This window comes from Pseudomonas sp. CFBP 8770 (genome assembly GCF_014841705.1).
Taxonomy (GTDB): domain Bacteria; phylum Pseudomonadota; class Gammaproteobacteria; order Pseudomonadales; family Pseudomonadaceae; genus Aquipseudomonas.
The window spans coordinates 105,590-131,821 of the sequence record NZ_JACYUL010000009.1 but is presented as its reverse complement, the minus strand read 5'-3'; the positions used below and the strand labels follow the sequence as shown (position 1 = coordinate 131,821).

Here is a 26,232-nt window from a genome sequence, read left to right as displayed (position 1 = left end):
TCGTTCAACCAGGACTCACACCATGATTCACAACGATGTACTGCGCAGCGTGCGCTACATGCTCGACATCAGTGACGGCAAGGTTGCCGACATCACTGCCTTGGGCGGGCTGGAAATCAGCAAGGCCGACGTCATCAGCTACACCAAGAAGGACGAAGAAGAAGGCTTCGTGCATTGTCCGGACGCCGTCCTGGCGCATTTTCTCGATGGCCTGGTGATCTATCGCCGCGGTCGCGACGAAAGCCGTCCCGCCCAGGCGGTCGAGCTGCCGATCACCAACAACATCGTCTTGAAAAAACTGCGCGTGGCCTTCGAACTCAAGGAAGACGATATGCACGCGGTGCTCAAGTCGGTCGACTTTCCGGTCTCCAAGCCCGAGCTGAGCGCCTTGTTCCGCAAGTTCGGCCACAACAACTACCGTCCGTGTGGCGACCAATTGCTGCGCAACTTCCTCAAGGGCCTGACCGTGCGAGTCCGCGGCTGAGCCCCATGGCCTACAGCGTCGAACCCATCGGTTTTGTCCGCTCCTGCTTCAAGGAAAAGTTCGCCATCCCGCGCCAGCCCCAACTGGCGCCGGCCGCGCGCGGCGTCTTGGAGCTGCTGCCACCGTTCGATCAGGGTGAGGCCGTGCAGGGCCTGGAACAGGTCAGTCATGTGTGGTTGCTGTTCCTGTTCCATGAGGCCCTGGAAGACACGCCTCGCCTGAGGGTCCGCCCGCCGCGCCTGGGTGGCAACAAGTCGATCGGCGTTTTCGCCACGCGGGCCACCCATCGGCCCAATGGCATCGGTCAATCGGTGGTCCGCCTGGACAAGGTCGAGGGCGCGCGCCTGCATCTGTCCGGCATCGATTTGCTCGACGGCACGCCAGTACTGGACATCAAACCCTACGTGCCCTATGCGGACAACGTCCCTGCTGCCGTCAACGCGATCGCCAGCGCTGCGCCCGAGCCCATTGCCGTGCAGTGGCTGGACGCGGGGCTGGCGCAAGCCAGGACGCACGCCATGCGCCTGGGCGAGCCCTTGGTGGAGTTGATCGAGCAATGCCTGGCCCAGGACCCGCGTCCGGCCTATCAGAAGCCAGCACCCGAGCGCGAATACGGCGCCCGGTTCTGGGATGTGGACGTGCGCTGGCATTACCCGAGCCCCGACCGCATTTGCGTGCTGGAAGTGGTGCCTTCCTGAGCCTGCGCGTCGCCCACAAAAAAACCGCCGAAGGGCGGTTTTTTTCAGGGTGCCGGCCAGCCGCTCACTTCTCGACGAAGGCGCGCTCGATCAGGTAGTCACCCGGCTCGCGCATGCGCGGCGATACGGTCAGGCCGAAGCTGTTGAGCACTTCGCTGGTTTCGTCGAGCATGCTCGGGCTGCCGCACAGCATGGCACGGTCGTCCTGCGGGTTGATCGGCGGCAGACCGATATCGCTGAACAGCTTGCCGCTGCGCATCAGATCAGTCAGGCGACCTTCGTTCTCGAACGGCTCGCGAGTCACGGTGGGGTAGTAGATCAGCTTGTCGCGCAGGGCCTCGCCGAAGAACTCGTTCTGCGGCAGGTGCTCGGTGATGAACTCGCGGTAGGCGACCTCGTTCACGTAACGCACGCCATGGCAAAGAATGACCTTTTCGAAACGCTCGTAGGTTTCCGGGTCCTGGATAACGCTCATGAACGGCGCCAGGCCGGTGCCGGTGCTCAGCAGGTACAGGTGCTTGCCTGGCTTGAGGTCATCGAGAACCAGCGTGCCGGTGGGCTTCTTGCTGATGATGATCTCGTCGCCTTCCTTGAGGTGCTGCAGCTGCGAGGTCAGCGGACCATCAGGCACCTTGATGCTGAAGAACTCCAGATGCTCTTCCCAGTTCGGGCTGGCGATCGAATAGGCGCGCATAAGCGGGCGGCCAGTGGGCTGTTGCAGGCCGATCATCACGAACTGCCCGTTCTCGAAGCGCAGGCCCGGATCGCGGGTGCACTTGAAGCTGAACAGGGTGTCGTTCCAGTGATGAACACTGAGTACACGTTCGTGGTTCATGTTGCTCATGTACGGGGCTCCTAGAAAAAGCGTACGCCTGACAGGGGCGCGATTGCGCAATAGTTTACGGGGCTCAACAATATCTGTTAAATGGATTATTAAGATATGGGTAATCGGTTATATAGATATGCGATTCACACTGCGCCAATTGCAAGTCTTCGTCGCCGTGGCCCAGCAGGAAAGCGTGTCACGCGCCGCCAACCTGCTGTCGCTGTCGCAGTCGGCGACCAGTACCTCCATTACCGAGCTTGAGCGGCAATCGAGCTGTCAGTTGTTCGATCGTGCCGGCAAGCGCCTGAGCCTCAACGCCTTGGGTCATCAGCTGCTGCCCCAGGCCGTGGCCCTGCTCGATCAGGCCAAGGAAATCGAAGACCTGCTCAACGGCAAGTCCGGATTCGGTTCACTCGCCGTGGGCGCGACATTGACCATCGGCAACTATCTGGCCACCTTGCTGATCGGCCGTTTCATGCAGGTTCACCCCGAAAGCCAGGTCAAGCTGCATGTCCAGAACACCGCGAACATCGTCCAGCAGGTGGCGCACTATGAAATCGACCTGGGGCTGATCGAGGGCGACTGCAGTCATCCAGACATCGAGGTGCAACCCTGGGTCGAAGACGAACTGGTGGTGTTCTGTGCGCCACGGCATCCACTGGCTTCGGTGCCCAGTGCCAGCCTGGCGTTGCTGACCCAGGAGGCATGGATTCTGCGCGAACAGGGCTCGGGCACGCGCCTGACATTCGACCAGGCCATGCGTCACCATCGTCTGGCACTCAATATCCGCCTTGAACTGGAACACACCGAAGCGATCAAGCGCGCCGTGGAATCCGGGCTGGGCATTGGGTGCATTTCCCGGCTGGCACTGCGCGATGCCTTTCGGCGCGGCAGCCTGGTGCCGGTGCACACGCCCGAGCTGGATCTGGCGCGGCAGTTCTATTTCATTTGGCACAAACGCAAGTACCAGACCTCGGCCATGCGCGAGTTTCTCGACCTGTGCCGCGCCTTCACCGCCGGCGCGCAGCGCAGTGACGAGATCGTCCTGCCCGACATCGCCTGAGCCAGGCATCGGTCAAAGCAGAATCACCGCCCACACCAGCACGATCATGCTCAAGGCAACGAACTGAGCCGCGCTGCCCATGTCCTTGGCATTCTTCGACAATGGGTGACGCTCCAGCGAGATGCGATCGATGGCCGCCTCGATCGCCGAGTTGAGCAATTCAACGATCAACGCCAGCAGGCACACCGCGATGAGCACCGCGCGCTCCACGCGGCTGACCTGCAACAGAAAGCTCAGCGGCACCAGCACGACGTTGAGCAGCACCAACTGGCGAAACGCCGCTTCGCCAGTGAAGGCTGCACGCAGCCCATCGAAGGAGTAACCCGTAGCATTGAGAATACGTTTGAGGCCGGTCTGGCCCTTGAAAGGTGACATGCGCGACGATCCAGGAAAGGAAGACGGCCGACGATGAAACGTTCGGCGTGAAAAAGGCGTGACGGTGATGCTCAGTTGGCGGAGGTCGACTCCAGTTGTTGCAACAGCAGGGCAGCCTGGGTGCGGGTCCGCACGCCGAGCTTGCGAAAGATCGCTGTTACATGGGCCTTGATGGTGGCTTCCGACACGCTCAGCTCGTAGGCGATCTGCTTGTTCAACAAACCCTCGCACACCATGGTCAGTACCCTGAACTGTTGGGGCGTCAGGCTGGCCAGCCCCTCGCTGGCGGCCTTGGCTTCCGCCGAAACGCTGACCGCCTCGAATGCCTGCGGTGGCCACCAGACTTCTCCATCCAGCACATCGCGTACGGCCGCCTGAATGGTCTCCAGCGAACTGGACTTGGGAATGAAGCCACTGGCGCCGAATTCACGCGAGCGCACCATGACCCAGGCGTCTTCCTGCGCCGAGACCATCACCACGGGTATCTGGGGATACTGGCCGCGCAGCAATACCAATCCTGAAAATCCGTAGGCGCCGGGCATATTCAGGTCCAGCAGCACCAGGTCCCAGTCGCCCTTTTCATCGAGGTGCACTTCGAGTTCGGCAATGCTCGCCACCTCGACCAGACGCACTTCTGTGCCCAGGCCCACGGTCAAGGCTTGACGCAGCGCGCTGCGAAACAGCGGATGGTCATCGGCGATCAGGATTTCGTAAGTGGCCATCGATCACAGGATTCCAGGAAATGAAGCCGTTCGGACAGTACCCGCCCGATTCGGCGCCAAGAATGCCGACCCTGGCCATGGTGGTCAAGCGACTCCATGGCCAGAGCCCGCGTCGCCGCCCGGATTATAGATAGTCGGCCAGAAACCGATGCGCCGCATCGGTCTCGTCCACTGGCTCCTGGAATTTCGCTGCCAGGTAATGCGCACTGAACACATCGAGGTAGGCGTCCAGTACGTGCGCTGCCTGCTCGTCACCGGCCAGCTCCAGACACAGCGCCGCCACCTCGGCGGTGCAGAAGTGATCGTCGCGCTTGGAGCGGCGCAAGGTATAGCGCGACAGTTGTTCGGGGGCCAGGCTCAACACCGGCAGCGAGGCCAGGTACGGGCTCTTGCGGAACATCTTTCGCGCTTCGGTCCAGGTGGCGTCCAGCAGTATGAACAAGGGACGTCGACCGGGCTGCGGCGCGACGCTGCTGGTCACCCGCTGCGGCTCGACGAACTCTCCGGGAAAGACCAGGTAGGGCTGCCACTGCGGATCCGCCAAGAGTGCCAGCAACCGCGGGTCCACGGCTACCCGCGACCACATGAAGGCGTGGGTGTCGGCGATCACGTCGGCAATCAGCCAGCCGGTGTTGCTCGGCTTCATGGGTTCCACATCATGCATCAGCAGGCACATGGCTGACCGTGCGTCGACATTGGGACGCCACGCACACAGGCAGTATTGCGGAATGACTCGGCAACGCGGGCATCGAGGCGCGCGTGAACCCCGTGCGGTAAATGGCTGGGTACTGCGCGCCAGGCGCTCGGTGCGCAGAAGGGAGACGGCATGGCTCATTGCGGATCACGGTAGGGTCTGGGGGCGCGGATTCTACCAGAGCTGGCCATGACAGCGATGTCGATGGTGAGCCGACGTGCCGAGCCGTATAATCGGCTACCCTCAGAGGTGGGTGAACGCCTGCGCCATCGGCGGGTCATACGCCCACTTGTCTTGCCAGGCTTTTTGCCCAGGAGTGTTTCATGCTGCGCTTTATCGCCCCGTCCCTCGCCTTGCTGCTTGCCTTGCCGCTGGTCGCTCACGCTGCATCGCTGAAGGAAATGGAGCTGTCGAAAAACCTGCAGAAAGTGGCTCAGCAAAGCAGCGTCGGTACACCGCGTGCAATCAACGAAGACATCCTCGATCAGGGTTTCACCGTCGAAGGCAACCAATTGGTCAACCACTTGAGCGTTCGCGAAAGCCAAGCCGAAGAAATGCGCCGCGATCCCAAAACCGTGTACATGCAACTGGGCGCAAGCGTGTGTCGCAACAAGGGTTTTCGTAATCTGATGGCACAGGGCGCCGTGATGCGCTATGACTTCACCGAATACAAGACCAATCGCGCCATTGGCAGTCAGTCCTACACCGCCAAGGATTGCGGCAAGTAATACTCAAGGAAACGTAGCGGTGTCACTCGACGAACACCGCTGCCTCGCCGACCGAAGGGATCAGTCCAGATCCTTGCCGTTGAGAAGACGAGAAATCAGCTCCATCGGGTAGCCCCGATAGGCCAGAAAGCGCGTCTGCTGGGCGCGCTCCTTGAGCTCCACGGGAAGCCTGGCAGCGAACTTGCGCTCCCAGAGCTCGCGTAGCTGCACCCCCCAGTCGAATCCGCTTTGACGAAGTGCCTGCTCGACATCGGCGCGCTGCAAACCGCGCTGAGTCAGGTCTTCGCGTATTCGCGCAGGCCCGTAGCCGGAGTTGGCTCGATAGCGAATGAAGCTTTCCAGGTAGCGCGCTTCCGACAACAAGCCTTCGTCGGTCAAACGATCAAGCTCGGTATCGATCATTTCGGGAGAGGCGCCGCGCTGACGCAATTTGCGCGTCAGCTCGACTCGACCATGCTCGCGACGTGCGAGCAGGTCCATGGCAGACCGTCGCACGGCGACGGCTGTATCCAATACGACAGGTGGCATGGGCTAATCAGAAGTCAGCTTCTGCTTCAGCCGTGTCGGCAGCGGGTGCAGTCGCTGCCGATGCCTTGTCTGCTGCCGCCTTGTCGGTACCACCGGTCAGCAGTTTGTCGCGGATCTGCTTCTCGAGAGTGGCCTTGATTTCCGGGTTGTCTTGCAGGAACTTGGCCGAGTTGGCCTTGCCCTGACCGATCTTGCTGCCTTGGTAGCTGTACCAAGCACCCGACTTCTCCAACAGGCCGTTGGCCACACCCAGGTCGACGATTTCGCCGTTGAGGTAAATGCCCTTGCCGTACAGGATCTGGAATTCAGCCTGACGGAATGGCGGTGCCACCTTGTTCTTGACGACCTTGACGCGAGTTTCGCTGCCCACTACTTCGTCGCCTTCCTTGACTGCGCCAGTGCGGCGGATGTCCAGGCGAACCGAGGCGTAGAACTTCAGCGCGTTACCACCAGTGGTGGTTTCCGGGCTGCCGAACATCACGCCGATCTTCATGCGGATCTGGTTGATGAAGATGACCAGGCAGTTGGCGTTCTTGATGTTACCGGTGATCTTGCGCAATGCCTGCGACATCAGGCGCGCCTGCAGACCCACGTGCATGTCGCCCATCTCGCCTTCGATCTCGGCCTTGGGTACCAGTGCAGCGACGGAGTCGACGATGATGACGTCAACCGCATTGGAGCGCACCAGCATATCGGTAATTTCCAGCGCCTGCTCACCGGTGTCCGGCTGCGATACCAGCAGGTCATCGACGTTGACACCCAGCTTGCCGGCGTACTCAGGATCCAGCGCGTGCTCGGCGTCGACGAAGGCGCAGGTTGCACCGGCCTTCTGAGCCTGGGCGATGACAGACAGCGTCAACGTGGTTTTACCCGATGATTCCGGGCCGTAGATCTCGACGATCCGGCCTTTTGGCAGACCACCGATACCCAGCGCGATATCCAGGCCGAGCGAACCGGTAGAGATGGCCGGGATCGCTTGGCGCTCGTGGTCACCCATGCGCATGACAGCGCCTTTACCGAATTGACGTTCGATCTGACCCAGGGCCGCAGCCAAGGCACGCTTCTTGTTGTCGTCCATTGAAGTCCTCACGTAATCAATAAGGCCTGACGGCCATAACACCTGTATAAGTAGCCAGTATTATTCCACACACCTTGCCCCTCGCCTACCCCTGAAATGGTTTTTCTCCAGTGGCAAGGTGTAACAAACCCTGCAGGGCAGCCACGACGGTTTGCCGGCGCACGGCTTCGCGGTCGCCGGCAAACTGCTCGCGCCGACAAAACGTCTGTGCACCGTCGGCCCAGGCCAACCATACCGTGCCGACCGGCTTTTCAGCCGAGCCGCCGCCGGGACCGGCAACGCCGCTGACCGCCACAGCAAAGCGAGCTTTGCTGTGGCGCTGGGCCCCTTGCACCATGGCTTCGACTACCTCGCGGCTGACCGCACCGACCTGTTCGAACAGCCCGGCCGGAACTTGCAACTGAGCGGTTTTCTGCGCATTGGAATAAGTGACGTAGCCGGCCTCGAACCAGGCCGAACTGCCGGCGATGCGAGTGATGGCTTCGGCGATACCGCCTCCCGTGCAGGACTCCGCCGTGGCGACTTGGGCGCCCAGGGCGAGCAGGCGCTCGCCAAGGTCGGCAGAGAGTGAGGTCGAGGCGTCCATAACAGCTCCTTGATCAGGCGGCCGATGAGGCTACGCCCTCCTGCCATGCAGGTCAAAAGTCGCCATGGCGTGCCTGCGTATGACCGGCCCGAAGGGCAATCGTGCGACTGCGTGACCGGTGCCAACGTCCTACATCGTGAAAAAAATCCCTGTACTATTGGCGCCTGCCTTACGTCCCCAAGACACCCGCGAGCTAAGTCCTTGAATGTCCGATTTTTCTAACCACACCCCGATGATGCAGCAGTACTGGAAGCTGAAGAATCAGCATCCCGACCAGTTGATGTTCTACCGCATGGGCGACTTCTACGAAATCTTCTACGAGGATGCGAAGAAGGCCGCCAAATTGCTCGACATCACCCTGACCGCCCGTGGACAGTCGGCGGGGCAATCAATCCCCATGTGCGGTATTCCCTACCATGCCGCCGAGGGCTACCTGGCCAAGCTGGTCAAGCTGGGCGAGTCGGTGGTGATCTGCGAGCAGATCGGCGACCCGGCCACCAGCAAGGGGCCGGTCGATCGGCAGGTGGTACGGATCATCACACCCGGCACGGTCAGCGATGAAGCGCTGCTCGACGAGCGCCGCGACAACCTGATCGCGGCGGTGCTGGGCGACGAGCGCCTGTTCGGCCTGGCGGTGCTGGACATCACCAGCGGCAGCTTCATGGTCATGGAGCTGGCGGGATGGGAAAATCTGCTGGCAGAGCTCGAGCGGATCAACCCGGTTGAACTGCTGATCCCCGATGACTGGCCGCAGGGGTTGCCGGCGGAAAAGCGCAAGGGCTCGCGCCGCCGTGCGCCTTGGGACTTCGAGCGGGACACTGCGCACAAGAGCCTGTGCCAGCAGTTCGCAACCCAGGACCTCAAGGGTTTCGGCTGCGAGAAGCTGACCCTGGCCATCGGCGCCGCCGGCTGCCTGCTCGGCTACGCCAAGGAAACCCAGCGCACCGCCCTGCCCCACCTGCGCAGCCTGCGTCACGAACGCCTGGACGACACGGTGGTGCTGGACGGCGCCAGTCGCCGCAACCTGGAGCTGGACACCAACCTTGCCGGCGGACGCGACAACACCCTGCAATCGGTCATCGACCGCTGCCAGACCGCCATGGGCAGCCGCCTGCTGACCCGCTGGCTCAATCGACCACTGCGTGACCTCAAAGTGTTGCAGGCGCGTCAGGGCTCGATCGGCTGCCTGCTCGAGGGCTACCGCTTCGAAAGCCTGCAACCGCAGCTCAAGGAAATCGGCGACATCGAGCGGATTCTCGCGCGAATCGGCCTGCGCAACGCCCGACCGCGGGACCTGGCGCGCCTGCGTGATGCGCTGGCCGCCCTGCCCGAACTGCAGGTGGCGATGGCCGAACTCGAAGCGCCGCACCTGGCGCAACTGGCGGCCATTGCCGGGACCTACCCGGAACTGGCCGACCTGCTGGCCAAGGCCATCGTTGACAATCCGCCCGCGGTCATCCGCGACGGCGGCGTATTGAAAACCGGCTACGACAGCGAGCTGGACGAACTGCTGTCGCTGAGCGAGAACGCCGGCCAGTTCCTGATCGACCTGGAAGCCCGGGAAAAAGCCCGTACCGGTCTGTCCCACCTGAAAGTGGGTTACAACCGCGTCCACGGCTACTTCATCGAACTGCCCAGCAAACAGGCCGAGCAAGCCCCCGCAGATTACATCCGCCGGCAAACGCTCAAAGGCGCCGAGCGCTTCATCACTCCTGAACTCAAGGCTTTCGAAGACAAGGCGCTGTCGGCCAAGAGCCGTGCCCTGGCCCGTGAGAAATCGCTGTACGAAGCGTTGCTGGAAAACCTCATCGGCCATCTGCCGCCCCTGCAGGACACCGCCGCAGCGCTGGCCGAACTGGACGTGCTGAGCAACCTCGCCGAACGAGCGCTGAACCTGGACCTCAATTGCCCGCGCTTCGTCGACGAGCCGTGCCTGCGTATCAACCAGGGTCGCCACCCGGTCGTGGAACAAGTGCTCACCACACCCTTTGTGGCCAACGACCTGAGCCTGGACGACAGCACCCGCATGCTGGTGATCACCGGTCCGAACATGGGCGGTAAATCCACTTACATGCGCCAGACTGCGCTGATCGTATTGCTGGCGCATATAGGCAGTTTCGTGCCAGCGGCCAGTTGCGAGTTGTCGCTGGTAGACCGTATTTTCACCCGAATCGGCTCCAGTGACGACCTGGCTGGGGGCCGGTCGACGTTCATGGTGGAGATGAGCGAAACCGCGAACATCCTGCACAATGCCACCGAGCGCAGCCTGGTGCTGATGGATGAAGTGGGCCGCGGCACCAGCACGTTCGACGGCCTGTCGCTGGCCTGGGCTGCCGCCGAATGCCTGGCCGGACTGCGCGCCTATACGCTGTTCGCCACCCACTACTTCGAGCTGACCGTGCTGCCGGAGAGCCAGCCCCTGGTGGCCAACGTGCACCTGAGCGCCACCGAGCACAACGAGCGCATCGTTTTCCTGCACCATGTGCTGGCCGGCCCTGCCAGCCAGAGCTACGGATTGGCGGTGGCGCAATTGGCCGGGGTACCGGCTGCGGTCATTCTGCGAGCCAAGGAACACCTCAGCCGCCTGGAAACCACCAGCCTGCCCCACGAGACCTCCACGCCCATGCCCGGCAAGACAGCGAAGCCCCATCAGGCTGACCTGTTTGCCAGCCTGCCGCACCCGGTGCTGGAACAGATTGCCAAGACCGACATCGATGGACTGACCCCGCGGCAAGCGATCGAATTGCTCTATGCACTGAAGAACCGGGTCTAACGCTTATTCCTACAAGCTGATAGAATCCCGCGCGGTTTGGGAATGCCAAAGGCTCCTAGCCTGGTCTGCGGCTGACCCGCCCAAACCAAGCGGCCCTGTGAAGGGCTTCGCTGCCGCCGCCTGAGGAGAGAAATAGAAATGACCTTCGTCGTCACCGACAACTGCATCAAGTGCAAATACACCGACTGCGTGGAAGTCTGTCCGGTGGACTGCTTCTACGAAGGCCCGAACTTCCTGGTGATTCACCCGGATGAGTGCATCGACTGCGCACTGTGCGAGCCTGAATGCCCGGCCCAAGCCATTTTCTCCGAAGATGAAGTGCCCGAGGACATGCAGGAATTCATCCAGCTGAACGTGGAGTTGGCCGAAGTCTGGCCGAACATTACCGAGAAGAAGGATGCGCTGCCTGAAGCTGAAGCATTCGACGGGGTCAAAGGCAAGATCAAGGATCTGGAGCGCTGAGCCGCACCTGACCTGCCCCGAGACAACCCTGTTCGCTCGCGACGTCTGCCACTGAGGTGACGTCCGCTCGAAGGGCTGGTCGCTTGCTCTGCCCCTCAAAAAAAAGTCAAAAAAAAGGGGCGGTAATGAGCCGCCCACCTTTCCCTGTCCCTTTTATCCCTGTCATCGTCCTGATGAATCGCGTCACTGCGATATCCCTTTTGGGCGCTCGATCCTGAGCACCTGTGTCGTCCCTGAACACAACTCGATACTAACGGATCCTGTGCGCAGGGCAACCGCGAATAATTCCCATCATAATCTGACTTCGGTGTCAGCTTATTGAATAATGTGTTCAAGAACGTACAGTTAGATAGACAAGAGTTCCAACTTACAAAACTTTGACTGGATAAATAGCCAAAGGCTTACACAAGGTCACAGTGAACACTGACAACACCGAACTGCAACGTAGCCAACAATAAAAACGCCCCTTGAAAAAGGGGCGTTGAAGTCATGCGGTGACGGCGTCTATTGAAACAACGACTCGCTGGACAGCCCATTCTTCTCAAGTATTTCGCGAAGCCGCTTGAGGCCTTCCACCTGGATCTGTCGCACACGCTCGCGGGTCAGGCCTATTTCCAGACCGACATCTTCCAGGGTGCTGCTTTCGTGGCCACGCAGGCCGAAGCGGCGGACTACCACCTCACGTTGCTTGTCGGTCAGCTCGGACAGCCACTGGTCGATGCTCTGCGAAAGGTCGTCGTCCTGCAGCAGCTGCAAGGGGTCGGTGGGCCGGTCATCGGTCAGGGTGTCGAGCAAGGTCTTGTCCGAATCAGGCCCGAGCGACACGTCCACCGAGGATACCCGCTCGTTGAGCCCAAGCATGCGCTTGACCTCGCCCACGGGCTTCTCGAGCAGGTTGGCGATTTCTTCCGGGGACGGTTCGTGATCGAGTTTCTGGGTCAGTTCGCGCGCGGCACGAAGGTAGACGTTGAGCTCCTTGACCACGTGAATCGGCAGGCGGATGGTCCGGGTCTGATTCATGATCGCCCGCTCGATGGTCTGCCGGATCCACCAGGTGGCATAGGTCGAGAATCGGAAACCGCGCTCGGGGTCGAATTTTTCGACCGCGCGAATCAGCCCGAGGTTGCCCTCCTCGATGAGATCGAGCAATGACAGGCCACGATTGACATACCGGCGGGCGATCTTGACCACCAGGCGCAGGTTGCTTTCGATCATGCGTTTGCGACCGGCCGGGCAGCCGCTCTGGGAAAGTCGTGCGAAATGCACCTCTTCTTCGGGAGAAAGCAGAGGTGAAAAACCGATTTCATTCAAATACAGCTGGGTCGCATCGAGCGCCCGGGTGTAGTCGATGTATTTATGCTGTTTGAGCGATGTGGAATTGCGTGCCTTGGTGCGAACCGCAGGTGCAGCAGGTTCTTCGTTCGACATCACATCCAATACGACGTGGGGTTCCATAAGGAGCACCTCATCGTCGATGTCAAACTCCGGCGCTTCTTTGCTGAGAGCCATTGTTATAGTCCTTTGCTGAGTTCGACCTCAAGCTCCAGCGGCGCCAATCTCCATGGCAGCGCGTGAGCCCGTCCCCACTACGTGGAGGAACAGGCTGGTAGTGCAAATCAACGACGTGGCAGGAATTGCAGCGGATCTACGGGCTTGCCTTGACGGCGAATTTCAAAATGCAGCTTCACCCGGTCCGTCCCCGTTGAACCCATTTCGGCAATTGTCTGACCGACCTTGACCTGCTGACCCTCCCGAACCAACAACCTGCGGTTATGACCGTAGGCACTGACGTAGGTATCGCTGTGTTTGATGATGACCAATTCGCCGTAGCCCCTCAAACCACTCCCGGCGTAGACCACCGCACCATCAGACGCAGCAAAAACAGGCTGTCCCAAATCACCGGCGATATCAATTCCTTTATTCAAACTGCCGTTTGAAGCGAATTTTCCGATCAAAACACCGTTTGCCGGCCACGCCCAGCCGCCCTGGGTGCGCTCGCCGGCAGGTACCGGAGTGGGCGAAGGCACGGGAATGGCAACGCTGCTGGTGGCAGCCGGGGTCGGCGTGAGCGGACGGCGGGTGACGGTGGTGCGGCTCGAGGAAGACGCCGAAGCGCCGCTCTGGGTGGTCACCACGGTGGTGGCTGGCGCGCCCGAGTTGCCGTCGAAGCGAATCACCTGGCCTGGGCGGATGGTATAGGGCACGGGAATGTTGTTGCGCGCAGCCAGGGCCTTGTAGTCCCAGCCGTAGCGAAAGGCGATGGAAAACAGCGTGTCGCCTCGCCTGACTGCGTATTGGCCTGTGGTCACGGGCTGTCGCTGCGCCGCTTTGGCCGCGTTGTTGCGATCGACCACGCTGACCTGGCTGGAGGTGCTGGAACAGCCGGACAGAAAGGCTGCGACCGCAACCCCGAGCATCAGGAGCTTGACGCTCGAACTACCTGCACGCTGCCCAATGATTGTGAGGCTCACCCGCCGCTCCTTTGTTGTGGTGACAAGAAAATATCCAACTTCGCTACTCGACTACAAGGCGCATGGGTGCAAGCTGTGGCCATACCTGCGCCATGACCCGCTGTCAGACAGACGGCGCCGCGCAGAATTCACTGCAGGAGGCCGTGCCGGTCACGCCAGCGGACCATTGAGCAACGGCACGAACCGCACGGCCTCCAGAACATGCCGGGAGAACCCGTGTTCTTCGCGTACGATCAACATCAGTTGCTGAACGTCGCCGGAGCCCACCGGGATCACCAGTCGGCCACCGGGCGCGAGCTGATCGAGCAGGGCCTGGGGCACATCGGTCGCCACTGCGGTAACGATGATGCCGTTGTACGGTGCCAGGGCCGGCCAGCCTTCCCAGCCATCGCCCCAGCGGAAGACCACGTTGCGTCGCTCGAGCGTCTGCAGGCGCTCCTTCGCGCGATCCTGCAGTACCTTGATCCGTTCGACCGAGAACACCCGCTCGACCAGTTGCGACAGCACGGCGGTCTGGTAGCCCGAGCCGGTGCCGATCTCCATGACCTTGTCCAATGGGCCCGCCGCCAGCAACAGCTCGCTCATGCGTGCAACCATGTAGGGTTGGGAAATGGTCTGGTTGTGGCCGATGGGCAGTGCGGTGTCTTCGTAGGCGCGGTGGGCCAGGGCTTCGTCAACGAACAGGTGGCGTGGCGTGCGACGCAGTACCTCGAGCACCTGGGTGTTGGCCAGGCCTTCGTCGCACAGGCGCTGAATCAGGCGTTCACGCGTGCGCTGCGAAGTCATGCCGATGCCGTGGTGCTGATTGTCTCTGTGGCGCATCAGCCGAGCCCCTCCAGCCAGCCTTGAACGTGGCCGAAGGCCTCGTTGAAGGTGCGATCCAGTTGCAGGGGCGTCACCGACACGTAGCCCTGCATGACCGCGTGGAAATCGGTGCCCGGGCCGCCATCCTCGGCGTCACCGGCCACCGCAATCCAGTAGCCCGGCTTGCCCCGTGGGTCGACCATGCGGATCGGCGCCGCGGCCCTGGCCCGATGGCCCAGGCGGGTCAGGACCATGCCGCGGATCCGCTCGATCGGCAGGTTGGGAATGTTCACGTTGAGCACGGTGCGAGGCGGCAGGTTCAACTGGTCACGGGCCTCGATCAGCTTGCGTGCGTAGTACGCCGCCGTCGGCAGGTGTTCGGGCTGACGGGACAGCAACGAGAAAGCGAACGAGGTATGCCCCAGAAAACGCCCTTCGAGGGCAGCGGCCACCGTGCCCGAATACAGCACGTCATCGCCCAGGTTGGCCCCCAGGTTGATACCCGAAACCACCAGGTCGGGCTCGAAGGGCAGCAGTCCGTTCAGGCCCAGGTGCACGCAGTCGGTGGGTGTGCCGTTGACGCTGATGAAGCCATTGGGCAAGGTCTGCGGATGCAGTGGCCGGTCCAGCGTGAGCGAACTGCTGGCGCCGCTACGGTCCTGGTCGGGCGCAATCACCGTGCACTGGGCATAGTCATGCAACACGTCGTAAAGCGCGGCCAGGCCGGGGGCCGTGACCCCATCATCGTTCGAAATCAGAATACGCATGGACTTTCCGTCTGCCCTGTCGGCACCAGATCGACGAGTTCGCGCACCACGACAGTGGCGAAGCAACCGGCCGGCAGGACGAAGTGCAACTGCAGGATGTCAGGCTCGGGATAATGCCACGTCAGCTCGCCGATGGGCAGCCGCAGAATGCGCCGCTCCTGCACCAGACCCGCTCTGGCGAGCCAGGCACACAGCGCCGGGTGCTGGCCGGCGATGGTGTTTTCCAGCTCGGCACAGTGGCCGCCGGCTGCCGAAGCGCCTTCACCCCACAGCGCACCGGTGGAATGCAGATCGAGGATGTCCAGTCGCGGGTCGCTGCATTCGGCTTCACCGGCCGGAAAGAAACTGCGGCTATCGGTGAACGCCAGCAGATCACCGACCTGCGCGCGATTCCAGGTACCGTCGGCGACGCGCGCGGCGAGTATCTGGTTGAACAGGAAACTGCGCGCTGTGGAGAGCAGTCGCGAACGCACGTTGCGCTGCTCGGGCAGCGCCTGGCGGTCCGCATACTGCTGGGCGTCGAACACATTGCCGCCCTGGAAACCGAAGCGCTGGGTACCGAAATAATTCGGTACGCCGGTCTGCTTGATTGCTTCAAGGCGCGCATCGAGCGCGGCCCGATCGGCCTTGAGCGCGGTCAAACGCACGGTAAAGCCGTTGGCCGAGTGCGCACCGCGTTGCAGTTTTCGCGAGTGCCGAGCCTGTTTGAGGATGGCCAGGGTGTCGCTTTGCGCTGCGCTCAGGTCCGGGTCAGCCTTGCCTGGCAGATGCAGACTGAACCACTGCCGGGTAAGCGCCTGACGGTCCTTGAGGCCCGCGTAGCTGACCGTGCGCAGCGGCACGCCAGCGGCCTTGGCCAGGCGTCGGGCAGCTTCTTCGGTATTGAGGTTGCGTTTCTCGACCCAGAGCCAGAGGTGTTCGCCCTGGCCGGCCAAGGGGATGTCCAGCACTTCGTCGACCTGAAAGTCTTCGGCGCTGGCTTTGAGTACGGCGCTGCCCAGGCTGTCGCCCGTGGCCCGCGGACCCAGCAATTCGAATTCGGTCATGCGCGCAGCAACAAGGCGACCGCATGCACGGCGATACCTTCCTCGCGCCCGGCGAACCCGAGCTTTTCGGTGGTAGTGGCCTTGACGTTGACCTGATCGAGTTCCACGCCCAGATCGGCGGCGATCCGTTCCCGCATGGTTTCAATGTGGGGCGCCATTTTCGGCGCCTGGGCGACGATGGTGGCGTCGACATTGCCGACTTTCCAGCCTTTGCCTGCCACTACCGCGAGCACGTGACGCAACAGTACGCGGCTGTCCGCGCCCTTGAACTGCGGATCGGTGTCGGGAAAATGCTTGCCGATGTCGCCCAAGGCAGCCGCACCGAGCAAGGCATCGCTCAAGGCATGCAGTACGACATCGCCGTCGGAATGGGCCAGCAGGCCGAACTTGTGTGGGATTCGCACGCCGCCCAGGGTAATGAAGTCACCCTCGGCAAAACGGTGCACGTCGTAGCCGTGGCCAATACGCATAGAAAAAAACGCCCCGATTGAGTCAGGGCGTGATTCTACCTGCTTTGGCGCAGGTTGGGCGGATCAAAACATCTGCAGTTGACTGTGCTGGCGCCTTCGCGGGCAGAGGGCGCCAGCGCAGTCACTTCAAGGCCTTTGCATGATGACGCAAATGGTCATCGATGAAGCTGGCGATGAAGTAGTAGCTGTGGTCATAGCCCGGCTGCATGCGCAGCGTCAGTGCATAGCCGGCCGACTTGGCTGCCTGGGTCAGAGCCTGGGGCTTGAGCTGGCTCTCCAGGAAGTCGTCGCGATCGCCTTGATCCACCAGCAGCGGCAGATGTTCCGCCGCATCGGCGATCAGCACGCTGGCATCCCATTCGCGCCAACGCGAGCGCTCCTCGCCCAGGTAATGGGAAAACGCTTTCTGGCCCCAGGGGCAATCCATCGGATTGCTGATGGGCGAGAACGCCGAGATCGACCGATACCGCCCCGGATTGCGCAGCGCGCAGACCAACGCCCCGTGGCCACCCATGGAATGGCCACTGATGGAGCGCTTGTCCGAGGCAGGAAAATGCGCTTCCACGAGGGCGGGCAACTCATGCACCACATAGTCATGCATGCGGTAATGCTGCGCCCACGGCTGCTCGGTAGCATTCAGATAGAAACCGGCACCCAGACCGAAATCCCATGCCTGGTCTGGATCATCCGGCACTCCCGCCCCGCGTGGGCTGGTGTCGGGCGCGACGATGATCAAGCCCAGTTCGGCGGCCAGCTCCAGGCCGCCGGCCTTCTGCATGAAATTCTCGTCGGTACAGGTCAGCCCCGACAGCCAGTACAGCACCGGCAACTTGCCGCCCTGCTCCGCTTGCGGCGGCAGGTACACGGCGAAGGTCATGTCGCAACCCAGCTCCTTGGAGCGGTGCTTGTAGCGTTTGTGCCAGCCACCGAAGCTCTTCTGGCAGGACAGGTTTTCCAGGCTCATGGCAGACCTCAGAAGTGGATGACCGAGCGAATGCTCTTGCCTTCGTGCATCAGGTCGAACGCTTTGTTGATGTCTTCCAGGCCCATGGTGTGGGTGATGAAGGTGTCCAGCGGAATCTCCCCGCTCTCGGCCATTTCGACGTAGCTGGGCAACTCGGTGCGGCCGCGCACGCCACCGAATGCCGAACCGCGCCAGACCCGCCCGGTGACCAGCTGGAACGGACGCGTGGCAATTTCCTGGCCGGCACCGGCAACGCCGATGATCACCGACTCACCCCAGCCTTTGTGGCAGCATTCGAGCGCCGCACGCATCAGTTGCACGTTGCCGATGCACTCGAAGGAAAAATCCACACCGCCGTCGGTGAGGTCGACGATGACCTCCTGGATCGGCCGGTCATATTCCTTGGGATTGATGCAGTCGGTTGCACCCAGCTGGCGGGCGATCTCGAATTTGCTTGGGTTGATGTCGACGGCGATGATGCGACCGGCCTTGGCCTTGACCGCACCGATGATGGCCGACAGGCCGATACCGCCCAGGCCGAACACGGCCACCGTATCACCCGGCTTGACCTTGGCCGTGTTGAGCACGGCGCCGATACCGGTGGTGACGCCACAGCCCAGCAGGCAGACCTTTTCCAGCGGCGCCTGCTTGTCGATCTTGGCTACCGAGATTTCCGGCAACACGGTGTACTCGGAGAACGTCGAGGTGCCCATGTAATGGAACAGCTGCTTGCCGTTGTAGGAGAACCGCGTGGTGCCGTCCGGCATCAGGCCCTTGCCCTGAGTGGCACGAATGGCCTGGCACAGGTTGGTCTTGCCCGACTTGCAGAACTTGCACTGGCGGCATTCGGGCGTGTACAGCGGAATGACGTGATCGCCCACCGCAACCGAAGTGACACCCTCGCCCACCGCTTCGACGATGGCGCCGCCTTCGTGGCCCAGCACCGACGGGAAGATGCCTTCAGGATCCGCACCCGACAGGGTGTAGGCGTCTGTGTGGCAGACACCCGACGCAACCACTCGCAGCAGGACTTCGCCTGCCTTGGGCATGGCCACGTCGATCTCGACGATTTCCAATGGTTTGTTGGCTTCGAATGCAACCGCGGCGCGGGACTTGATCATCAATGCTTGCTCCTGAAATGAACGGGACTGCCAACAGTGTAATTCATGGACGGATACGGAATAATCGCCGCTTGCGCAAAACATTGATGCCATACAGGGATAATCGAATGACTGATAACCGCTGGGAGGGTATCGACGAGTTCGTTGCGGTGGCCGAGTGCGTGCACTTCACGGCCGCTGCGCAGCGGCTGGGCGTGTCGTCGTCGCACGTCAGCCGCCAGATCGCCCGATTGGAAGAACGCCTGCAGACCCGCCTGCTTTATCGCAGCACGCGCCGGGTAGCGCTCACCGAGGCAGGGCAGACATTCCTCCAGCATTGCCAACGGCTGCAGGACGGCCGCGACGAAGCCTGGCGCGCCATGAGCGATCTGACCGGTGAACCCAAGGGGCTGCTGCGCCTGACCTGCGCCGTGGCCTATGGCGAGCGCTTCATCGTGCCGCTGGTCACGCGCTTCATGGGCCTGTACCCGCAACTGCGCGTGGAGATCGAGCTGAGCAACCGCACCCTCGATCTGCTCCACGAAGGCCTCGACCTGGCCATCCGCCTGGGGCGCCTGCAGGACTCGCGATTGGTGGCAACCAGATTGGCGCCGCGGCGAATGTTCCTGTGCGCCTCACCGCACTACCTGGCGCGCTACGGACGGCCTCACAGCGTGTCGGAATTGACGCGGCACAACTGCCTGGTGGGCAGTTCGGATATCTGGGCGCTACAGGTCGATGGCAAGGAGCAGGCACAACGCGTGCAGGGCAACTGGCGCTGCAACAGTGGCCAGGCGGTGCTCGAAGCGGCGCTGCAGGGTGTGGGGCTGTGTCAGTTGCCTGATTACTATGTGCTCGAACACCTGCGCAGCGGTGCGCTGGTGTCGCTGCTCGAAGCGCATCAACCCCCCAACACGGCGGTGTGGGGGCTTTATCCGCAACAGCGGCACTTGTCGCCGAAGATCAGGAAGCTGGTCGATTATCTGCGAGAAGGGTTGGCCGAGAGGCCAGAGTATCTGTAGGAGCGGCCATCGGCCGCGAACCACGCCCGCGCCCCACCCTTCAGCCACGCATCGCCCAGCGCTGGCGCAGCCACTCCAGATCCTCCGGCCGGGTCACCTTGAGGTTGTCCGCCCGGCCCTCCACCAGCTTCGGTGCGAAACCGGCCCACTCGATGGCAGAGGCCTCGTCGGTAATCGCCACTCCGGCCACCAGGCTATCAGCCAGAGCTCGATGCAGGGCGCCCAGACGAAACATCTGCGGCGTGAACGCCTGCCAGATCGTGCTGCGATCCACCGTGTGCTGAACCCGCCCAGCCGCATCGGCACGCTTGAGCGTGTCCCGCGCCGGCACGGCCAACAAGCCGCCGACGCTGTCATCAGCCAGCTCGGCAAGCAGTTTGTCGAGGTCGGTGCGAGAAAGGTTGGGCCGCGCCGCATCGTGCACCAGCACCCAATCACTGCCGTCGGCGCCCTGGGCGTGTAAATGCAGCAAGGCGTTGAGCACCGAGTCGGCACGCTCGCGACCACCGGCCACGCGCTGGATCAGCTCGTTGCTGGCACTGGGCAGATCGGGCCAGAAGGGGTCATCGGCGGCGATACTGACGACCACGCCCTTGAGCTGTGGATGGCCGAGGAAACAGTCGATGCTGTGTTCCAGGATCGTGCGACCGCCCAAGGTCAGGTACTGCTTGGGGCGGTCCGCTGCCATGCGCGCACCCACGCCGGCGGCCGGAATCACTGCCCAGAAGGCTGGCAGCGAGGTGTTCATTGGGCCAACTGGTAGAGGGTTTCACCCTCCTTGACCATGCCCAGTTCATGGCGAGCGCGTTCTTCGACGGTCTCCATGCCCTTTTTCAATTCGAGTACTTCGGCGTCCATCACGCGATTGCGTTCCAGCAGCCGTTCGTTCTCGGCATGCTGTTCGGCGATCTGCTGTTTCAGCTCGGCTACCTGCTTGAGACTTCCGTTTCCGACCCACAGGCGATACTGCAAACCACCCAAGAGCAGAAGCAAGACAAGAAACAACCAATAAGGACTGCGCATCACGTTACCCAGTGGTAAAAAACTTCAACTCTGCGACCAGATAGCACGAAGCCTGGCATCCGCCAGGCTCCGCATGTCGTCTTTCTACCATCTATTGCTTAGCCGCGAAACTCGTCGCGACCACGATAGATCGCCTTGGAACCCAACTGCTCTTCGATACGCAGCAGTTGGTTGTACTTGGAAACACGGTCCGAACGGCACAGCGAGCCGGTCTTGATCTGGCCGGCAGCGGTGCCCACGGCCAGGTCGGCAATGGTCGAATCTTCGGTTTCACCGGAACGGTGCGAGATCACCGCGGTGTAGCCGGCAGCCTTGGCCATCTGGATGGCTTCCAGGGTTTCGGTCAAGGTACCGATCTGGTTGAACTTGATCAGGATCGAGTTGGCGATCTTCTTGTCGATGCCTTCCTTGAGGATCTTGGTGTTGGTCACGAACAGGTCGTCACCCACCAGCTGGACTTTTTCGCCGATCTTGTCGGTGAGGATCTTCCAGCCGGCCCAGTCGGATTCGTCCAGACCGTCTTCGATCGAGATGATCGGATAGCGCTCGGTCAGGCCCTTGAGGTATTCGGCGAAACCCTCGGCGTCGAACTTGTGACCTTCGCCGGCCAGGTCGTAGGTGCCGTTTTCGAAGAATTCGCTGGCAGCGCAGTCCAGTGCCAGGGTCACGTCGGTGCCCAGCTTGTAGCCGGCTTTCTCGACGGCTTCGGCAATGGCGCTCAAGGCGTCTTCGTTGGACGCAAGGTCCGGCGCGAAACCACCTTCGTCACCCACGGCAGTGCTCAGGCCGCGAGCCTTCAATACCGCCTTGAGGTGATGGAAGATCTCGGTGCCCATGCGCAGGGCGTCGGAAAAGGTCTTGGCGCCGACCGGCTGGACCATGAATTCCTGAATGTCGACGTTGTTGTCGGCATGCTCGCCACCGTTGATGATGTTCATCATCGGCACGGGCATGGAGTAGACGCCCGGCGTGCCATTGAGGTTGGCGATGTGCGCGTACAGCGGCAGGTCCTGATCCTGCGCGGCGGCCTTGGCAGCGGCCAGGGACACGGCGAGGATGGCATTGGCGCCCAGCGAAGCCTTGTTCTCGGTCCCGTCCAGGGCAATCATGGCGTGATCCAGACCCTTCTGGTCGACCGGATCCTTGCCCAGCAGCGCATCGCGAATCGGGCCATTGATGTTGGCCACAGCCTTCAGAACGCCCTTGCCCATGTAGCGGCTCTTGTCGCCGTCACGCAGTTCCAGCGCTTCGCGCGAACCGGTGGAAGCGCCCGACGGTGCGCAGGCGCTGCCGATGATGCCGTTTTCCAGAAGCACGTCGGCTTCCACGGTAGGGTTGCCACGGGAGTCGAGAACTTCACGACCTTTGATGTCGACGATTTTTGCCATTGTTATGAACACTCCAAAGTAGACGAGAACGACGCAGCGGGGGTCTTGGTGGCCCATTCGCGGGCAGAGACCCGCTCCCACATGGAGCCGTGTGAGAGCGGGTCTCTGCCCGCGAAAGGTTCACCACAACAAATCGGGCACTACTTTACCGCAATCAGGCCGTTTCGATCGCCGGGAAACCTTTGACCAATTCATCCAGCGCCTTGAGCTGGGCAAGAAACGGTTCCAGCTTGTCCAGGCGCAGCGCGCAGGGGCCGTCGCACTTGGCGTTGTCCGGGTCCGGGTGGGCTTCCAGAAACAGACCGGCCAGGCCCTGGCTCAGGCCAGCCTTGGCCAGGTCGGTGACCTGGGCGCGACGGCCACCGGCCGAGTCGCTGCGACCGCCCGGCATCTGCAGGGCGTGGGTCACGTCGAAGAACACCGGGTACTCGAACGACTTCATGATGCCGAAGCCGAGCATGTCCACTACCAGGTTGTTGTAGCCGAAGCTCGAACCGCGCTCGCAGAGGATCAACTGGTCGTTACCGGCTTCCTCGCACTTGGTCAGGATGTGTTTCATTTCCTGCGGTGCAAGGAACTGGGCTTTCTTGATGTTGATCACCGCGCCGGTCTTGGCCATGGCCACCACCAGATCGGTCTGGCGCGAGAGGAAGGCGGGCAACTGGATGATGTCGCAGACTTCGGCGACCACGGCGGCCTGTTCAGGCTCGTGAACGTCGGTGATCAGCGGCACGTTGAAGGTCTTCTTGATCTCCTCGAAGATGCGCATGCCCTCATCCAGGCCGGGGCCGCGGTAGGAGGTCACCGAAGAACGGTTGGCCTTGTCGAAGCTGGCCTTGAACACGTAGGGGATGCCAAGCTTGTCGGTCACACGCACGTACTCTTCACAGACCTTGAGGGCCATGTCGCGTGATTCCAGCACGTTCATGCCACCGAACAGCACGAACGGCTTGTCGTTGGCGATCTCGATGTCACCAACGCGGATGATCTTCTGCGCCATGGTAATCAGGCCTTCTTCTGATGTTGAGCCAATGCTGCCTTGACGAAGCCGGTGAACAACGGATGACCGTCACGCGGCGTCGAGGTGAACTCGGGGTGGAACTGGCAGGCCACGAACCACGGATGGTCCTTGGACTCGACCACTTCGACCAGCGCGCCGTCACCCGAGCGCCCGGAGACGACGAGCCCGGCTTCGACCAGTTGCGGCAGCAGGTTGTTGTTCACTTCGTAGCGATGACGATGACGCTCGACGATCACGTCGCGGGCGTAGCAATCGTGGACCTTGGAGCCGCCGACCAGTTGGCAGTCCTGCGCGCCCAGGCGCATGGTGCCGCCCAGGTCGGAGGCTTCGGTACGGGTTTCCACGGCACCGGTGGCGTCTTCCCACTCGGTGATCAGGCCGACGACCGGATGGCCGCTGGCGCGATCGAATTCGGTGGAGTTGGCGTCTTTCCAGCCCATGACGTTACGAGCGAACTCGATGACTGCCACTTGCATGCCCAGGCAGATACCCAGGTACGGCACCTTGTTCTCGCGAGCGTACTGCACGGCGGTAATCTTGCCTTCCACGCCACGCAGGCCAAAGCCGCCGGGCACCAGAATCGCGTCGACGCCTTCGAGCAGGGCCGTGCCCTGGTTCTCGATGTCTTCGGAATCGATGTAGCGCAGGTTGACCTTGGTGCGGTTGCTGATGCCGGCATGGCTCATCGCTTCGATCAGCGACTTGTAGGCATCGAGCAGTTCCATGTACTTGCCGACCATGGCGATGGTCACTTCGTGTTCGGGGTTCAGCTTGGCATCGACCACCGCTTCCCATTCGGACAGGTCGGCGCCGCCGCACTGCAGGCCGAAGCGCTCGACGACGAAGTCATCCAGGCCCTGAGAGTGCAGGATGCCCGGGATCTTGTAGATGGTGTCGGCGTCTTCGAGGGCAATCACTGCACGCTCTTCGACGTTGGTGAACTGAGCGATCTTGCGGCGCGACGACGTGTCGATCGGGTGATCGGAACGGCACACCAGCACATCAGGCTGCAAGCCGATGGAGCGCAGTTCCTTGACCGAATGCTGGGTCGGCTTGGTCTTGGTCTCGCCAGCGGTGGCAATGTAGGGGACCAGCGTCAGGTGCATCAGCATGGCGCGCTTGGCACCGACCTCGAAACGCAGCTGGCGGATCGCTTCCAGGAACGGCTGGGATTCGATGTCGCCAACGGTGCCGCCGATCTCGACCATGGCCACGTCGGCATCGCCGGCGCCCTTGATGATGCGCCGCTTGATCTCGTCGGTGATGTGCGGGATGACCTGGATGGTCGCGCCCAGGTAATCACCACGGCGCTCCTTGCGCAGCACGTGCTCGTAGACGCGGCCGGTGGTGAAGTTGTTGTTCTGGGTCATGGTCGTGCGGATGAACCGCTCGTAGTGGCCCAGGTCCAGGTCGGTCTCGGCGCCGTCGTGGGTGACGAACACTTCACCGTGCTGGAACGGGCTCATGGTGCCCGGGTCGACGTTGATGTACGGGTCCAGCTTGAGCATGGTGACTTTGAGCCCCCGCGCCTCCAGGATGGCCGCCAATGAAGCCGAGGCAATGCCTTTCCCCAATGAAGAAACAACACCGCCCGTGACGAAGATGTAGCGCGTCATGAAAAACCCTAGAAGTCTGCGTTAAAGCGGCAGAAGCCGCCGGGGAAAGCGAAGGAAGGCCGAAGCCCCCGACGGCCAAAAACGGTTTGGCAATCGGCAACGTCCGTGAATCCGGTGGGCTCACAGAAGTTGTATCAAGAAGGGAGCGTAGTCTACCGGATTCCCCCTTTCATCTCAAACTCTGCTCGCCGGTTGTGGGCGACCAGAGCAGTCGACCTTCGATGGCGGACAGCGGCAGGTTGGCCACGGCGACCAAGCGGTCGTCGATGAACAGCAGCGGCAGACGATCGCGCACGAACCCCGGCAGCCGGCTTTCATTGAGCAAGCGCTTGAGGTCACGCTCGCCGCGAACGGGCAGGCGCAGGCGCTCGCCGCCCTGGCGGTAGCGGATCTGCGCATGCCCCGGCAACGGGCCGCCCTGCCAATGCACTTCGCCGTTGCCGATCAGCTGCAAGGCGTGTTCGGTGTCTGGCCAATCCTGACAGGAGGGCTGGGCCTGCGACCATTGGCCACTGACCCACCAGATCCGCCCGTGGGCCCTGTGCAGCTCGCCGTCGGCCAAGCGCCAGAGGGGCGTTGCTGCGGGATCCGCATCTCGCAAGGACGTCCAGCCTACCCAATGCTGGGTGTCGGGCAAGCGCGTCAGGGGTGCAAGCCAGTACTGCAAGGCATTGCGCTGACGGCTTTCGGACAGGGTGCGAAGCGGCGCCAGGGCCAGGCTGGGCAATGCCAGCCAGGAAAGCTCGGCCGCTGCGTGCGCAGGCTCAAGGTCCGCGGCGGCCAGCTCATCCAGCAGCTGCGCCGCTTCGCTCAAGTGCGCGGCGGCCCTGACGATGCTGCTGGCAGCCTGGGGCCAGCGCGCCGCGATCACGGGCAGGACTTTGCCGCGCAGATAGTTGCGAGAAAAGCGCGTATCGCCGTTCGAAGGGTCTTCGATCCACTGCAGATCGTGGCTGCGCGCGTAGCCAAGCAATTCGGCGCGAGGCTCGTCAAGCAACGGCCTGACCAGTATCCCCTGCCCCTGCGGTCGCTGCCTGGGCATTGCCGCAAGCCCTCGCACGCCAGCGCCGCGCAGCAGACGAAACAGTACGGTTTCGGCCTGGTCGTCCTGGTGCTGGGCGGCGAACAGCACATCAGCGGCGCCGAGCAGCGCATCGAAAGCGCGATAGCGCGCCCGGCGCGCGGCTTGCTCCAGGCTGGCACCGGTTTCGACTTGAACCCTGATGATGCGCAATGGCACATCGAGCTGATCGCAAAGGGCTTGGCAATGGGCAGGCCAGGTGTCGGCGACCGCTTGCAGGCCGTGATGGATATGAATGGCGGTCAACGCCGGACGGTTGGGCGCGCTGGCCAACAGGTGCAGCAGGACGGTGGAGTCTAGACCGCCGGAGAAGGCGACGTACCAGGCAGGGGCTTGCAGATAAGGCTGCAACCTGTTGCTCAAGCGCTGGGCCAGGGCGGAGGGTTCACGCATGGGGCGACCCCTTTCTGGTGCATGAATCAGGATCGGCGGTGCTGCCTTC

General features: G+C 62.1%; 28 protein-coding genes. 7 read left to right on the top strand and 21 right to left on the bottom strand.

What is annotated here, in order from left to right; translation table 11 throughout:
• The first annotated feature begins 22 nt into the window (after positions 1–22).
• Together IFT98_RS19340 and tsaA are read left to right on the top strand one after the other, a co-directional pair.
• Positions 23–484 (top strand): DUF1456 family protein, encoded by a 462-nt coding sequence (locus tag IFT98_RS19340; RefSeq protein WP_192051164.1) that lies wholly within the window; start codon positions 23–25, stop codon positions 482–484.
• Between the two features lie 5 nt (positions 485–489).
• Positions 490–1,182, top strand: coding sequence for a tRNA (N6-threonylcarbamoyladenosine(37)-N6)-methyltransferase TrmO (gene tsaA, locus IFT98_RS19335; protein ID WP_192051162.1), 693 nt, complete (start codon positions 490–492; stop codon positions 1,180–1,182).
• Positions 1,183–1,246: 64 nt separating this feature from the next.
• On the opposite strand, the gene fpr is transcribed toward tsaA, so the two are convergent.
• Positions 1,247–2,026, bottom strand: a complete 780-nt coding sequence (gene fpr, locus IFT98_RS19330) for a ferredoxin-NADP reductase (protein WP_122476516.1) — start codon at positions 2,024–2,026, stop codon at positions 1,247–1,249.
• A 118-nt stretch (positions 2,027–2,144) separates the two neighbouring features.
• Between fpr and IFT98_RS19325 the strand changes: the two genes are divergently transcribed.
• A complete protein-coding gene (locus IFT98_RS19325) occupies positions 2,145–3,071 on the top strand; it encodes a LysR family transcriptional regulator (protein WP_122476517.1) in 927 nt (308 codons plus the stop codon).
• A gap of 12 nt (positions 3,072–3,083) precedes the next feature.
• Here IFT98_RS19325 and IFT98_RS19320 read toward each other — a convergent pair whose 3' ends face one another.
• The 3 genes from IFT98_RS19320 to IFT98_RS19310 all read right to left on the bottom strand — a co-directional run bounded on the left by IFT98_RS19320 (position 3,084) and on the right by IFT98_RS19310 (position 5,003).
• Complete coding sequence (locus IFT98_RS19320) at positions 3,084–3,446, bottom strand: diacylglycerol kinase (RefSeq protein WP_122476519.1); 363 nt, start codon at positions 3,444–3,446, stop codon at positions 3,084–3,086.
• Between the two features lie 71 nt (positions 3,447–3,517).
• On the bottom strand, positions 3,518–4,168 hold the full coding sequence (gene erdR / locus IFT98_RS19315) for a response regulator transcription factor ErdR (RefSeq protein WP_192051161.1): 651 nt from the start codon (positions 4,166–4,168) through the stop codon (positions 3,518–3,520).
• A gap of 124 nt (positions 4,169–4,292) precedes the next feature.
• Positions 4,293–5,003: a tRNA-uridine aminocarboxypropyltransferase gene (locus IFT98_RS19310; protein ID WP_192051159.1), complete on the bottom strand. Its 711-nt coding sequence runs from the start codon at positions 5,001–5,003 to the stop codon at positions 4,293–4,295.
• 182 nt (positions 5,004–5,185) lie between these two features.
• On the opposite strand from IFT98_RS19310, the gene IFT98_RS19305 reads away from it, so the two are divergent.
• Positions 5,186–5,590 (top strand): PA3611 family quorum-sensing-regulated virulence factor, encoded by a 405-nt coding sequence (locus IFT98_RS19305; protein ID WP_122714014.1) that lies wholly within the window; start codon positions 5,186–5,188, stop codon positions 5,588–5,590.
• A 60-nt stretch (positions 5,591–5,650) separates the two neighbouring features.
• Here the strand turns inward: IFT98_RS19305 and recX are convergent, their stop codons facing one another.
• The 3 genes from recX to IFT98_RS19290 form a co-directional block, all read right to left on the bottom strand.
• Positions 5,651–6,118: a recombination regulator RecX gene (gene recX, locus IFT98_RS19300; protein ID WP_192051157.1), complete on the bottom strand. Its 468-nt coding sequence runs from the start codon at positions 6,116–6,118 to the stop codon at positions 5,651–5,653.
• A gap of 7 nt (positions 6,119–6,125) precedes the next feature.
• Positions 6,126–7,196 carry a recombinase RecA gene (gene recA, locus IFT98_RS19295; protein WP_122714016.1) on the bottom strand — a complete coding sequence of 357 codons (1,071 nt, stop codon included), beginning with the start codon at positions 7,194–7,196 and terminating at the stop codon, positions 6,126–6,128.
• 85 nt (positions 7,197–7,281) lie between these two features.
• Positions 7,282–7,782: a CinA family protein gene (locus IFT98_RS19290; RefSeq protein WP_192051156.1), complete on the bottom strand. Its 501-nt coding sequence runs from the start codon at positions 7,780–7,782 to the stop codon at positions 7,282–7,284.
• Between the two features lie 205 nt (positions 7,783–7,987).
• Here IFT98_RS19290 and mutS point away from each other — a divergent pair, with 205 nt between their 5' ends.
• Both mutS and fdxA read left to right on the top strand, forming a co-directional pair.
• Positions 7,988–10,555, top strand: a complete 2,568-nt coding sequence (gene mutS / locus IFT98_RS19285; RefSeq protein ID WP_192051154.1) for a DNA mismatch repair protein MutS — start codon at positions 7,988–7,990, stop codon at positions 10,553–10,555.
• 138 nt (positions 10,556–10,693) lie between these two features.
• A complete protein-coding gene (fdxA, locus tag IFT98_RS19280) occupies positions 10,694–11,017 on the top strand; it encodes a ferredoxin FdxA (protein ID WP_192051152.1) in 324 nt (107 codons plus the stop codon).
• A 504-nt stretch (positions 11,018–11,521) separates the two neighbouring features.
• On the opposite strand, the gene rpoS is transcribed toward fdxA, so the two are convergent.
• From rpoS to IFT98_RS19240, 8 genes are all read right to left on the bottom strand, one after another.
• Complete coding sequence (gene rpoS, locus IFT98_RS19275) at positions 11,522–12,526, bottom strand: RNA polymerase sigma factor RpoS (protein ID WP_192051151.1); 1,005 nt, start codon at positions 12,524–12,526, stop codon at positions 11,522–11,524.
• 107 nt (positions 12,527–12,633) lie between these two features.
• Positions 12,634–13,488 carry a peptidoglycan DD-metalloendopeptidase family protein gene (locus IFT98_RS19270; protein ID WP_192051149.1) on the bottom strand — a complete coding sequence of 285 codons (855 nt, stop codon included), beginning with the start codon at positions 13,486–13,488 and terminating at the stop codon, positions 12,634–12,636.
• A gap of 150 nt (positions 13,489–13,638) precedes the next feature.
• Positions 13,639–14,274: a protein-L-isoaspartate(D-aspartate) O-methyltransferase gene (locus tag IFT98_RS19265; RefSeq protein ID WP_185794556.1), complete on the bottom strand. Its 636-nt coding sequence runs from the start codon at positions 14,272–14,274 to the stop codon at positions 13,639–13,641.
• Positions 14,275–14,309: 35 nt separating this feature from the next.
• Positions 14,310–15,059: a 5'/3'-nucleotidase SurE gene (surE, locus tag IFT98_RS19260; RefSeq protein ID WP_122795094.1), complete on the bottom strand. Its 750-nt coding sequence runs from the start codon at positions 15,057–15,059 to the stop codon at positions 14,310–14,312.
• A complete protein-coding gene (gene truD / locus IFT98_RS19255) occupies positions 15,047–16,105 on the bottom strand; it encodes a tRNA pseudouridine(13) synthase TruD (RefSeq protein WP_192051147.1) in 1,059 nt (352 codons plus the stop codon). Before truD ends, surE begins: the two co-directional genes overlap by 13 nt.
• On the bottom strand, positions 16,102–16,575 hold the full coding sequence (gene ispF, locus IFT98_RS19250; protein WP_122795096.1) for a 2-C-methyl-D-erythritol 2,4-cyclodiphosphate synthase: 474 nt from the start codon (positions 16,573–16,575) through the stop codon (positions 16,102–16,104). Before ispF ends, truD begins: the two co-directional genes overlap by 4 nt.
• Positions 16,576–16,696: 121 nt before the next feature.
• Positions 16,697–17,539, bottom strand: coding sequence for an S-formylglutathione hydrolase (fghA, locus tag IFT98_RS19245; protein WP_192051146.1), 843 nt, complete (start codon positions 17,537–17,539; stop codon positions 16,697–16,699).
• 8 nt (positions 17,540–17,547) lie between these two features.
• A complete protein-coding gene (locus tag IFT98_RS19240) occupies positions 17,548–18,660 on the bottom strand; it encodes an S-(hydroxymethyl)glutathione dehydrogenase/class III alcohol dehydrogenase (RefSeq protein ID WP_192051144.1) in 1,113 nt (370 codons plus the stop codon).
• Between the two features lie 107 nt (positions 18,661–18,767).
• On the opposite strand from IFT98_RS19240, the gene IFT98_RS19235 reads away from it, so the two are divergent.
• Complete coding sequence (locus IFT98_RS19235; RefSeq protein WP_192051142.1) at positions 18,768–19,661, top strand: LysR family transcriptional regulator; 894 nt, start codon at positions 18,768–18,770, stop codon at positions 19,659–19,661.
• Between the two features lie 40 nt (positions 19,662–19,701).
• Here IFT98_RS19235 and ispD read toward each other — a convergent pair whose 3' ends face one another.
• The 6 genes from ispD to tilS all read right to left on the bottom strand — a co-directional run bounded on the left by ispD (position 19,702) and on the right by tilS (position 26,183).
• Positions 19,702–20,409 carry a 2-C-methyl-D-erythritol 4-phosphate cytidylyltransferase gene (ispD, locus tag IFT98_RS19230; RefSeq protein WP_192051140.1) on the bottom strand — a complete coding sequence of 236 codons (708 nt, stop codon included), beginning with the start codon at positions 20,407–20,409 and terminating at the stop codon, positions 19,702–19,704.
• Positions 20,406–20,684: a cell division protein FtsB gene (gene ftsB, locus IFT98_RS19225; RefSeq protein ID WP_043185120.1), complete on the bottom strand. Its 279-nt coding sequence runs from the start codon at positions 20,682–20,684 to the stop codon at positions 20,406–20,408. The genes ispD and ftsB overlap by 4 nt, the downstream gene beginning before the upstream one ends.
• Positions 20,685–20,782: 98 nt before the next feature.
• Positions 20,783–22,072, bottom strand: coding sequence for a phosphopyruvate hydratase (gene eno, locus IFT98_RS19220; protein WP_185794270.1), 1,290 nt, complete (start codon positions 22,070–22,072; stop codon positions 20,783–20,785).
• 154 nt (positions 22,073–22,226) lie between these two features.
• Positions 22,227–23,072, bottom strand: a complete 846-nt coding sequence (gene kdsA / locus IFT98_RS19215; RefSeq protein WP_192051138.1) for a 3-deoxy-8-phosphooctulonate synthase — start codon at positions 23,070–23,072, stop codon at positions 22,227–22,229.
• A 5-nt stretch (positions 23,073–23,077) separates the two neighbouring features.
• Entirely contained in the window at positions 23,078–24,709 is a 1,632-nt protein-coding gene (locus IFT98_RS19210; protein WP_122476552.1) for a CTP synthase, read from the bottom strand.
• A 169-nt stretch (positions 24,710–24,878) separates the two neighbouring features.
• Positions 24,879–26,183: a tRNA lysidine(34) synthetase TilS gene (gene tilS / locus IFT98_RS19205; RefSeq protein WP_192051136.1), complete on the bottom strand. Its 1,305-nt coding sequence runs from the start codon at positions 26,181–26,183 to the stop codon at positions 24,879–24,881.
• Positions 26,184–26,232 lie beyond the last annotated feature (49 nt).